General features: G+C 65.1%; 8 protein-coding genes. 1 reads left to right on the top strand and 7 read right to left on the bottom strand.

The window, feature by feature from the left end:
• Positions 1-3 precede the first annotated feature (3 nt).
• On the bottom strand, positions 4-1,668 hold the full coding sequence (treC, locus tag ABZE94_RS16875; protein WP_372876684.1) for an alpha,alpha-phosphotrehalase: 1,665 nt from the start codon (positions 1,666-1,668) through the stop codon (positions 4-6).
• A 75-nt stretch (positions 1,669-1,743) separates the two neighbouring features.
• Positions 1,744-3,186, bottom strand: a complete 1,443-nt coding sequence (gene treP / locus ABZE94_RS16870) for a PTS system trehalose-specific EIIBC component (protein ID WP_372876682.1) — start codon at positions 3,184-3,186, stop codon at positions 1,744-1,746.
• Between the two features lie 200 nt (positions 3,187-3,386).
• Between treP and treR the strand changes: the two genes are divergently transcribed.
• The gene (gene treR / locus ABZE94_RS16865; RefSeq protein WP_372876680.1) at positions 3,387-4,091 is read left to right on the top strand and encodes a trehalose operon repressor; all 705 of its coding nucleotides are present in this window, start codon (positions 3,387-3,389) and stop codon (positions 4,089-4,091) included.
• Positions 4,092-4,163: 72 nt separating this feature from the next.
• Here treR and gpmI read toward each other — a convergent pair whose 3' ends face one another.
• From gpmI to pyk, 5 genes are read right to left on the bottom strand one after another with little or no spacing between them, the layout of a single operon-like run.
• A complete protein-coding gene (gene gpmI, locus ABZE94_RS16860) occupies positions 4,164-5,690 on the bottom strand; it encodes a 2,3-bisphosphoglycerate-independent phosphoglycerate mutase (protein WP_372876678.1) in 1,527 nt (508 codons plus the stop codon).
• Between the two features lie 11 nt (positions 5,691-5,701).
• Entirely contained in the window at positions 5,702-7,327 is a 1,626-nt protein-coding gene (locus ABZE94_RS16855) for an NADP-dependent glyceraldehyde-3-phosphate dehydrogenase (RefSeq protein ID WP_372876676.1), read from the bottom strand.
• 4 nt (positions 7,328-7,331) lie between these two features.
• Positions 7,332-8,624: a phosphopyruvate hydratase gene (eno, locus tag ABZE94_RS16850; RefSeq protein WP_372876686.1), complete on the bottom strand. Its 1,293-nt coding sequence runs from the start codon at positions 8,622-8,624 to the stop codon at positions 7,332-7,334.
• Position 8,625: 1 nt separating this feature from the next.
• A complete protein-coding gene (locus ABZE94_RS16845) occupies positions 8,626-8,802 on the bottom strand; it encodes a hypothetical protein (RefSeq protein ID WP_372876674.1) in 177 nt (58 codons plus the stop codon).
• Positions 8,803-8,816: 14 nt separating this feature from the next.
• On the bottom strand, positions 8,817-10,265 hold the full coding sequence (gene pyk / locus ABZE94_RS16840; protein WP_372876672.1) for a pyruvate kinase: 1,449 nt from the start codon (positions 10,263-10,265) through the stop codon (positions 8,817-8,819).
• Positions 10,266-10,322 lie beyond the last annotated feature (57 nt).

The following is a 10,322-nucleotide window of genomic DNA, read 5'->3' as shown; positions in this document are numbered from 1 at the left end:
GGGCTACTGCTGTGAAATCCCGCCCTCCGTCAGGTGCAGCACGAAGGATTCATAGGGCCGCAGGTACAGGCAGGCACCGCGCGGCGGGCAATCCGCATAGTTGCTGATCAGCAGGCGCTGCTGGCTGGCGGCCGGCAGCACATCCTCGGGCAGGCGCACCTCGCAATCGTTGGCGTAGAAATTGTTCACCACCAGCAAGCGCTCGCCCTCGCCGACCCGCAGATAGGCCCACACCTGAGGATGTTCGGGCAGCAGGCAGCGGTATTCGCCGCTGGTGATCAGCGGCTCGACCTTGCGCAGGGCGATCAGCCGACGGTAGTGGTGCAGCACCGAGTCGCCGTCCGCCAGGGCCGCCTCGACATTGATCTCGGGGTAGTTGGGCGCCAGTTCGATCCACGGCTGGGCACTACTGAAACCGGCGTTGTGCGCGGCGCTCCAGTGCATCGGCGTGCGCGCGTTGTCCCGCGATTTCTGCCGGATCGCCGCCATGATCTCCTCGTCCGGCACCCCCGCCTCGCGCTTGAGACGATGGATATTCAGGGTCTCGACATCGCGGTACTGGCGGATATCGTCGAAGCCCGGATCGGTCATGCCGATCTCTTCGCCCTGGTAGATATAGGGCGTGCCCTGCAGCAAATGCAGCGCGGTGCCGAGCATCTTCGCCGACTGCACGCGGTAAACGCCGTCGTCGGCGAAGCGCGACACCACCCGCGGCTGGTCGTGATTACACCAGAACAGGGCATTCCAACCACCGCCCTGCTGCATGCCGGTCTGCCAGTCGGAGAGGATGCGCTTGAGCCCGACGAAATCGAACTCGGCGTACACCCACTTCTGCAACGCCGGATAGTCGACCTTCAGGTGATGGAAGTTGAAGGTCATCGACAGCTCGCTGGACTCGGGGTGCGAATAGCGGATGCAGTGCTCCAGGGTGGTGGAGGACATCTCGCCGACGCTGACCAGCGGATGGCCGTCGAACACTTCGCGATTCATCTCCTGCAGGTACTCGTGCACCAGCGGGCCGTCGGTGTAGAAGCGCCGACCGTCGCAGTCGCCCTCGGGAAAGTCCTTGGGCTTGGAGATCAGGTTGATCACATCCAGGCGGAAGCCGCCGACGCCCTTGTCGCGCCAGAAGCGCATCATGCGGAAGATTTCCTCACGTACCCGCGGGTTGTCCCAGTTCAGGTCCGCCTGGCTCTGGTCGAACAGGTGCAGGTAGTACTGCTCGGTGACGGCGTCGTAGGCCCAGGCCGAACCGCCGAACTTGGATTGCCAGTTGTTCGGCGTGTCGCGCCAGATATAGAAATCCCGATAGGGGTTGTCGCGGCTCTGCCGTGCGGCCTGGAACCAGGGATGCTCGATGGAGGTGTGGCTGACCACGATGTCCATCATCAGGCGGATACCACGGCGCCCGGCCTGGTCGATCAGCAACTCCAGGTCGGCCATGCTGCCGCAACTCGGGTCGACCGCGTAGTAGTCACTGATGTCGTAACCATTGTCGCGCTGCGGCGACTGCAGGAACGGGGTCAGCCACAGGTAGTCGACGCCCAGCCACCGCAGATAATCGAGCTTGTCGGCGATGCCGAGCAGGTCGCCGGTGGCGCGGCCTGCGTGGCTGTAAAAGCTCTTGGGGTAGATCTGATAGACCACCGAGCGCTTCCAGTCTTGCATTGCACAGTTCCCACTATAGAAGAGATGGTTTTTCCAGTTGCCGGTGGCGAGCGCGCTCGCCACCGGCGCGCCGCCTCATGCCACCCGGTAGCCCGGCAGAATGATCCGGCGGCTGAGGGCGTAGGTCAGGACGAAGGGCACGACCAGGGCAATCAACATGCCCACCATGAACAGCGGGATTTGCTGGGGAATGATCGAGATAAAGCCCGGCAAGCCACCGACGCCGATGGCCGCGGCCTTGACCTTGCTCAGCGAGAGGAAGACGCAGCCCAGCGCGGAACCGCACAGCGCCGCGTAGAAGGGAAACTTGTAACGCAGGTTGATGCCGAACATGGCCGGTTCGGTGATGCCGAAATAGGCCGACACCGCCGAGGCCGAAGCCATGCTGCGCTCGCGCACGTTGCGGGTGCTGTAGAACACCGCCAGCGCCGCACTGCCCTGGGCGACGTTGGACATCACGATCATCGGCCAGATGAAAGTGCCGCCATTGCCGGCGATCAATTGCAGGTCCACGGCGATGAACATGTGGTGCATGCCGGTGATCACCAGTGGCGCATAGAGAGTGCCGAAGATCAGCCCACCGAGCACCGGCGCCAACTCGAACAGATGAACCATGCCTTCGGTGATCAGAATGCCCAGATGACGGGTAACCGGGCCTATCAGCGCCAAGGCCAGGAAGCCGGTGATGACGATGGTGGTAATGGGCACCACCAGCAACTGGATGGCATTGGGCACTCGGGCACGCAACCAGATTTCGATCTGGCTCATCACCCAGGCCGCTAGCAGGATCGGCAGGATCTGCCCCTGGTAGCCGACCTTCTCGATCTGGATCAGGCCGAAGATGTCGAAGTAGGGAATGCTCGCGCCATCCAGGCCAGCCACCGCCTTACCGTAGTTCCAGGCATTGAGCAGATCCGGATGGACCAGCAACAGGCCCAGCACGATGCCGAGGATCTCGCTGCCTCCGAAGCGCTTGGCCGCCGACCAGCCGACCAGCGCTGGCAGGAACACGAAGGCGGTGTTGGCCATCATGTTGATCAGCTGCCACAGGCCTTCCAGGTTCGGATAAGCCTGCAGCAGGGTCTTGCCCTCGATGAACATGCCTTCGGCACCGAGCAAATTGTTGATACCCATCAGCAGGCCGGCCACGATGATCGCCGGGAGGATCGGCATGAACACATCGGAAAACACCCGCACCAGGCGCTGCATGGCATTGCCCTTGGCCGCACCCTGGCTCTTGACCTCGCCGATGCTGGCGGCGCTCAGACCGGTCAGCTGACGCAGGCCTGCGTAGACTTTCTCCACCTCCCCGGGCCCGATGACCACTTGGAACACGCCGGCGGTGAGGAAGCTGCCCTTGACCAACTCGACTTCGGCGAGTCGGGCAGTGCTCACCAGGGATTGATCCCTGAGGGTCAGGCGCAGACGGGTGACGCAATGGGCGGCCTGTTCGATGTTGCCCGCCCCGCCGAGCGCCTCGAGGATCTCGGCGGCGGCTTTATGGTAGTCGTGGCTCATGCTTGTTCCTTTCATTGAGATTCTTGTTATTGGCAGCATGCCGAGGCACAACGTACTCGTACAGACGAGTTAAAGCAACAACTCGTACAGACGAGTTAAGGAGGTGCCGACGAATGGACAAAGCGCGCCTGCCCTCTGTAAGGTTCAGGCCTTCGCGGGCGCCGGCATGGCGTAGCGCATGAGCATCAAGAGCCGAGAGCATGAGCAAATACAACCAGATCTATACCGATCTGCTTGCTGAGATCAGCGCCGAGCGGTTAGCCAAAGGAGCACGCCTGCCTTCGGAAACCGAACTGATGCACAGCTACCAGGCGAGCCGCGGCACCGTGCGCAAGGCCATCGAGCTGCTGCAGGAGCGCGGTTTCGTGCAGAAGCTGCACGGCAAGGGTGCCTTCGTGCTGTCGCAGAGCCATATAGAGCTGCAGCTGGGCGGCATCGTCAGCTTCCAGGAAATCCATCAGCACCTCGGCCGCAGCTTCATCACAGACGTCGTGGAATTCCGTCACCTGCCCCTTGAAGGCGCGCTGCTCGAACACCTGCACGCCGCCGAGGGCAGCCTGATCACCCAGATCAAGCGCATTCGCCGTATCGACGGTCAGCGCGTGATCCTCGATATCAACTACTTCGTCGACGAGCTGATCCCCGGCCTTAACGAAGAAATCGCCAAGGGCTCGATCTACGAATACATTGAGGGCCCACTCGGCCTGCATATCAGCTTCGCCCAGCGCGTCATCGAAGCCCAGCACTGCAGCAAGGACGACCGCCAGTACCTGGATCTTGGCGGCCAGGGTCATGTGATAGTGATTCGGAACCAGACCTTCCTACAGGACGGCCGCCAGTTCGAATACACCGAGTCGCGGCATACCCTGGACAAGTTCTACTTCTCCGATGTGGCGCGCCGCTGAGCCCCTCCTGCAGGAGCAACGCCAGCCGCGATGATGAGCAAAACGCGGCGCGCGACGAAACGGCGACAGACCCTATCCCGCCACCAGCAGCGACCGTCCATCCATCTCCGCCGGCACCGGCAGCCCCATCAACTGCAGCAGGGTCGGGGCGATGTCGCACAAGCGGCCGTCCCTCAGGGCGAAACGCCCGGCGCGACCGCTGACCAGGATCAGCGGCACCGGATTGAGGGTGTGCGCGGTGTGCGCCTGGCCCGAGGCGGCATCGAGCATCTGCTCGACATTGCCGTGATCGGCACTGATCAGGCACTCGCCACCCGCCGCCAGGGTCGCCTCGACCACCTCGGCCAGGCAGGCATCCAGCGCCTCGACCGCCTGCACCGCGGCGGCGAATGAGCCGGTGTGACCGACCATGTCGCCATTGGCGTAGTTGCACACGATCAGGTCGAAGGCCTGGCTGCGGATCGCCTGCACCAGCTGCTCGGTCAGCTGCGGGGCGCTCATCTGCGGCTGCAGATCGTAGGACGCGACGTTCGGTGAGGGGATCATAATGCGCTGCTCACCGGCAAACGGCTGCTCTCGACCGCCATTGAAGAAAAAGGTCACGTGGGCATATTTTTCCGTCTCGGCGATGCGCAGCTGGGTCTTGCCCAGCGCCGCCAGGTACTCGCCCAGGCTATTGACGATAGCCTGCGGCGCATAGGCGCAAGGCCCATCGAGTCGATCCGAATAGCGGGTCAGGGTCAGCAGGCGCTGCTTGTCGATCGGCTTCGCCCGGACGAAGCCGTCGAACCCGGGGTCGACCAGGGCCTGGCAGAGCTGACGCGCCCGATCGGGGCGGAAATTCATGAAGATCAGCGCGTCTTCCTCCGCCACCCGCACCGCCGGGCCGATCACGCTGGCGCGGACGAATTCGTCCGACTCGCCGCGCGCGTAGGCCGCACTCAGCGCCTCCTCGGGACTGGCCGCATGAAACTCGGCGCGACCCTCGACGATCAGCCGATAGGCCGCCTCGATCCGCTCCCAGCGGTTGTCGCGATCCATCGCGTAGTAGCGGCCGATCAGCGAGGCGACACGCCCGCGCCCCAGCCCCGCCAGCTCCGCCTGCAACGCGTCGAGCGAGGCCTGCGCGCTCTTTGGCGGGGTGTCGCGACCATCGAGAAAAGCGTGCACGTAGAACCGCTCGATACCGCGCGCTGCCAGCACCCGGCAGGCGGCGAGTATCTGCTCGACATGGCTGTGCACGCCGCCCGGCGACAGCAGGCCGAGCAGGTGCACCGCACCACCGCGGCGCCGGGCACCATCGACCAGGTCGAGCAACGGCAGATTGGCGGCGAACTCGCCGGTGACGATGGCTTGGTCGATGCGCGTGAGGTTCTGGTACACCACGCGGCCGGCGCCGAGGTTCATGTGGCCCACTTCGGAGTTGCCCATCTGCCCCTCGGGCAGGCCAACGGCCAGCCCGGAGGTGGCGATCCGGCTATGCGGGAAGCATTGCAGCAGACCGTCCAGGGTCGGCGTGCGCGCCGCGGCCAGGGCATTGGCATCGGCCTCCTGACGCAAACCGACGCCATCCAAAATAATCAGAGTACGTGTACTCATCGCGACAGCCCTCAGAAGATGTAGTCGGTGGTCAGGAAGCTCGACTCGCGGTTGCGAATGATCTCGCTGACCAGCGCCTTGTTGCTCTCCTGGAATTTGGTCGCCACCAGGGTGCGGATGGAGAACACCCGCAGTGCGTCATGCACCGACAGGGTGCCCTCGGCCGAGTTCTTGCGCCCGTTGAACGGGAAGCTGTCCGGGCCGCGCTGGCACTGGGTGTTGATGTTGATCCGCCCCACCTGGTTGGCGAAGGCGTCGACCAGCCGGCCGACCTGGGCCGAGTCGCTGCCGAAGATGCTCAGCTGTTGACCGAAGTCGGACTCGAGCACGTAGTCGATCACCGTCTGCAGGTCGCGATAGGGCACCACAGGCACCAGCGGACCGAACTGCTCCTCCTGGTAGAGGCGCATGTCGGCGCTCACCGGGTAGAGCACGGCAGGATAGAAGAACGAACCACGGCTTTCGCCGCCGCCGGCATTCACCACCCGCGCGCCCTTGGCCACGGCATCGGCCAGCAGGCTACCGAGGAACTCGGCCTTGCCCGGCTCGGGCAGCGGCGTCAGGCTCACGCCCTCCTCCCAGGGCATGCCCGGCTTGAGCGTGGCGAGCTTGGCGGCGAACCTGTCGAGGAAACTGTCGACCACATCCTCGTGCACGAACAGGATCTTCAGCGCCGTGCAGCGCTGGCCGTTGAACGACAGCGCGCCGGTGAGCGCCTCGCTGACCGCGTTATCCAGGTCGACCTGCGGCAGGACGATGCCCGGGTTCTTCGCATCCAGGCCCAGGGCCGCGCGCAGCCGGTGCGGGCGCGGGTGCAGCTTCTTCAGGTCGCTGGCGCCCTTGTGGGTGCCGATAAAGGCGAACACGTCGACCTTGCCGCTGGCCATCAGCGCACTGACGGTCTCCCGGCCGCTGCCGTAGATCACGTTGATCACCCCGGCCGGGAAGCTGTCGCGGAACGCCTCGAGCAGCGGGCGGATCAGCAGCACGCCGAACTTGGCCGGCTTGAACACCACGGTGTTGCCCATGATCAGCGCCGGGACCAGGGTGGTGAAGGTCTCGTTCAGCGGGTAGTTGTAGGGCCCCATGCACAGAGTCACGCCCAGCGGCACGCGGCGGATCTGGCCGAGCGTGTCCTGCTCCAGCTCGAAGCGGCTGGAGCGGCGATCCAGCGCCTTGAGCGCCTCGATGGTGTCGACGATGTAATCGCAGGTGCGGTCGAACTCCTTCTGCGAATCCTTGAGGTTCTTGCCGATCTCCCACATCAGCAGCTTGACCACCAACTCGCGCTGCTCGCGCATGCGCGCCAGGAAGGCCTCGACGTGCTGGATGCGCTCGGCCACGCGCAGGCTCGGCCAGGCGCCCTGGCCGTTGGCGTAGGCACGCACCGCCGCATCCAGAGCGACCAGCGCCGCCTCGGCATCGAGCAGCGGCGTACTGCCGAGGATCACCTGCTGCTCGCCCTGCTCGGTTTTGAGCAACAACGGGCTGCGCACGCTGGCCAGCGGCCCTTCCCAAGTGCGCAACTGGCCGTCGACCAGGTAGTCGCGCTGCTCGATGGGCGCGCCGAGACGGTACTGCTCGGGGATCTCGGCCAGCGTCGGAAACAGCTTGTCGAGGCGATTGGCGGTGGTCATGGCGTTAACTCCTCTGGGGGAAGATCGAAGCGCTGCTATAGGTCGCACGCCCCTGCAGCGCCGCTTCGATGCGCAGCAGCTGGTTGTACTTGCCGACCCGATCGGAGCGGCACAGCGAGCCGGTCTTGATCTGCCCGGCACAGGTCGCCACCGCCAGGTCGGCGATGCTGGTGTCCTCGGTTTCCCCTGAACGGTGCGAGATCACTGCGGTATAGCCGGCATCCTGGGCCATGCGAATGGCGTCGAAGGTTTCGCTGAGGCTGCCGATCTGGTTGAACTTGATCAGGATCGAGTTGCCGATGCCACGTTCGATGCCTTCGCGCAGAATCTTGCTGTTGGTGACGAACAGATCGTCGCCGACCAGTTGCACCTGCTTGCCCAGGCGCTCGGTCAGGCAGGCCCAGCCATCCCAGTCGCTTTCGTCCATGCCGTCCTCGATCGAGGCGATCGGGTAGCGCTGGCACAACCCGGCCAGGTAATCGGCGAAACCGGCGGAGTCGAAGCTCTTGCCCTCGCCGGCCAGCACATAGCGGCCGTCGCGATAGAATTCCGAGGCGGCGCAATCCAGCGCCAGGCTGATGTCCTTGCCCAGCTCATAGCCGGCGCGGCGCACCGCCTCCTGGATCACCACCAGCGCCTCCTCGTTGGATGCCAGCGATGGCGCGAAGCCGCCCTCGTCGCCCACCGAGGTGCTCAGGCCGCGCTCGCCGAGCACCTGCTTGAGCGTATGGAAGATCTCCGCGCCCATGCGCAAGGCCTCGCTAAAGGAGCTGGCACCGATCGGCTGGATCATGAACTCCTGGATGTCGACATTGTTGTCGGCGTGCTCGCCGCCGTTGATGATGTTCATCATCGGCACCGGCAGGCTGAAGCGGCCCGGCTGGCCATAGAGCGTCGCCAGGTGCTCGTACAACGGCAGCTGCTGCGCCGCCGCGGCGGCCTTGGCGGTAGCCAGCGAAACCGCGAGGATCGCGTTGGCGCCCAGCACGCTTTTGTCCTCGCTGCCGTCCAGCGCGATCATCGCCGCATCGACCGCACGCTGATCCAGCGCATCCAGCCCGCGCACCCGATCGCCAAGCGGCCCGTTGACATTGGCCACGGCGCGCAGCACGCCCTTGCCCTTGTAGCGTTCGCCGCCGTCACGCAACTCCAGCGCCTCGCGGCTGCCGGTAGAGGCGCCGGACGGCACGCTGGCGACGCCCACGGCGCCACCGGCCAGGGTCACCACGGCCTCCACGGTCGGATTGCCGCGCGAATCGAGGATTTCACGGGCGGCCACTTGCTGGATCAGGGTCATGTCAGTCATTGCGTTCGGCACCTTGGATAGGAGTTGGGGTTTCGCGAGTCAGGGGCGCCTGGTCGAGCAATTCACGCTGCTCGGCGTAGGCTTCGCGAAAATCGAAGTCGCGCGGCCACTCAGCGGCGGCCGCCGCGATGACCGTCGTGCGGTCGTTGTGGGTACTGGATCGGTTCACAGGCAGCTCCTCGATTAACAAATGCGGTCGCCCACGCGGATCACCCGCAGGCAGTTGGTACCACCCTGGGCATTGGCGTGATCGCCGCGCGAAATCAATACGTGATCGCCCTCGGCGACCACCCCGCGGCGCAGCAGCTCGTCGACTGCGCGGCCGTTGACCTCGGCGATCGGGTAGCTGTCGCTGTCGAAGGGAATGGTCTGCACCCCACGGAACAGCGCGACCCGGTTCTGCGCACGCGGGTTGCGGGAAAAGGCATAGATCGGCAGGTGCGAGCGGATCCGTGACATCAGCCGCGGCGTGTCGCCACTCTCGGTCATGCAGATGATCGCCTTGACCCCGTGCAGGTGGTTGGCTGCGTACATCGCCGACATGGCGATCGACTCGTCGATCTTGTGGAACACTTCGTCCATGCGGTGCTTGGAGCGATGCGCCAGCGGGTGCTTCTCGGCACCGACGATCACCCGGCACATGGCCTCGACGGTCTCCACCGGATAGGCCCCGGCTGCGGTCTCGGCCGACAGCATCACCGCATCGGTGCCGTCGAGCACGGCGTTGGCCACATCGAACACCTCGGCGCGGGTCGGCATCGACTGGGTGATCATCGACTCCATCATCTGGGTCGCGGTGATCACCAGCCGATTGAGCGTGCGCGCACGCTCGATGATCATCTTCTGCACCGCGACCAGCTCGGCATCGCCGATCTCCACGCCGAGGTCGCCGCGCGCCACCATGACCCCGTCGGAGGCCTCGATGATGGCGTCCAGCACCGCGAGGTCGTTGACCGTCTCGGCCCGCTCGATCTTGGCGATCAGCCCGGCCTCGCCGCCGGCCTCCTGCAGCAGGCGGCGCGCCAGCTGGATATCGGCGGCATCACGGGGAAAGGACACCGCCAGGTAGTCGACCTGCATCTCGGCCGCAGTGCGGATATCGATGCAGTCCTTGTCGGTCAGGGCCGCCGCCGACAGGCCGCCACCCTTGCGGTTGATGCCCTTGTTGTTGGACAGGGGCCCACCGACCAGCACCTCGCACAGCAGCCGGCTGGCCTCGACCTGGCGCACCACCAGTTCGACACGGCCGTCGTCCAGCAACAGGATGTCACCGGGGCGGCTATCGGTGATCAGGGCCTCGTAGTCGATGCCCACCGCCTGCGCGTCGCCGGCGTTCTTGTCCAGCCCGGCGTCGAGGACAAAGGCCTGGCCCTTGCACAGCTGCACCTTGCCCTCGGCGAAGCGGGCGATGCGGATCTTCGGTCCCTGCAGATCGGCCAGCACGGCGACGAAGCGCCCGTGCTTGTGGGCCATCTCGCGCACCAGCGCAGCGCGGGCGATGTGCTCCCGGGCGGCGCCGTGGGAGAAGTTCAGCCGCACCACGTCCACCCCCGCCTTGACCAGCGCTTCGATCGCCTCGGGACTCTCGGTAGCCGGCCCCAGGGTGGCCACGATCTTGGTTCTACGGCGCATAGCTCAGACTCCTCAACGACGGTTTGGACAGGGATAGGCAAAGGCACTGGCGGCGCC

Source organism: Pseudomonas sp. (assembly GCF_041601375.1).
Taxonomy (GTDB): domain Bacteria; phylum Pseudomonadota; class Gammaproteobacteria; order Pseudomonadales; family Pseudomonadaceae; genus Aquipseudomonas.
The sequence above is the reverse complement of the archived record's forward strand: the minus strand, read 5'-3'. Positions and strand labels throughout refer to the sequence as shown.

What these genes read in the sequence shown, in the direction of transcription:
- treC (WP_372876684.1), bottom strand. Translation starts at nt 1,668, where the DNA reads ATGCAAGACTGGAAGCGCTCGGTGGTCTATCAGATCTACCCCAAGAGC.
- treP (WP_372876682.1), bottom strand. Translation starts at nt 3,186, where the DNA reads ATGAGCCACGACTACCATAAAGCCGCCGCCGAGATCCTCGAGGCGCTC.
- treR (WP_372876680.1), top strand. Translation starts at nt 3,387, where the DNA reads ATGAGCAAATACAACCAGATCTATACCGATCTGCTTGCTGAGATCAGC.
- gpmI (WP_372876678.1), bottom strand. Translation starts at nt 5,690, where the DNA reads ATGAGTACACGTACTCTGATTATTTTGGATGGCGTCGGTTTGCGTCAG.
- ABZE94_RS16855 (WP_372876676.1), bottom strand. Translation starts at nt 7,327, where the DNA reads ATGACCACCGCCAATCGCCTCGACAAGCTGTTTCCGACGCTGGCCGAG.
- eno (WP_372876686.1), bottom strand. Translation starts at nt 8,624, where the DNA reads ATGACCCTGATCCAGCAAGTGGCCGCCCGTGAAATCCTCGATTCGCGC.
- pyk (WP_372876672.1), bottom strand. Translation starts at nt 10,265, where the DNA reads ATGCGCCGTAGAACCAAGATCGTGGCCACCCTGGGGCCGGCTACCGAG.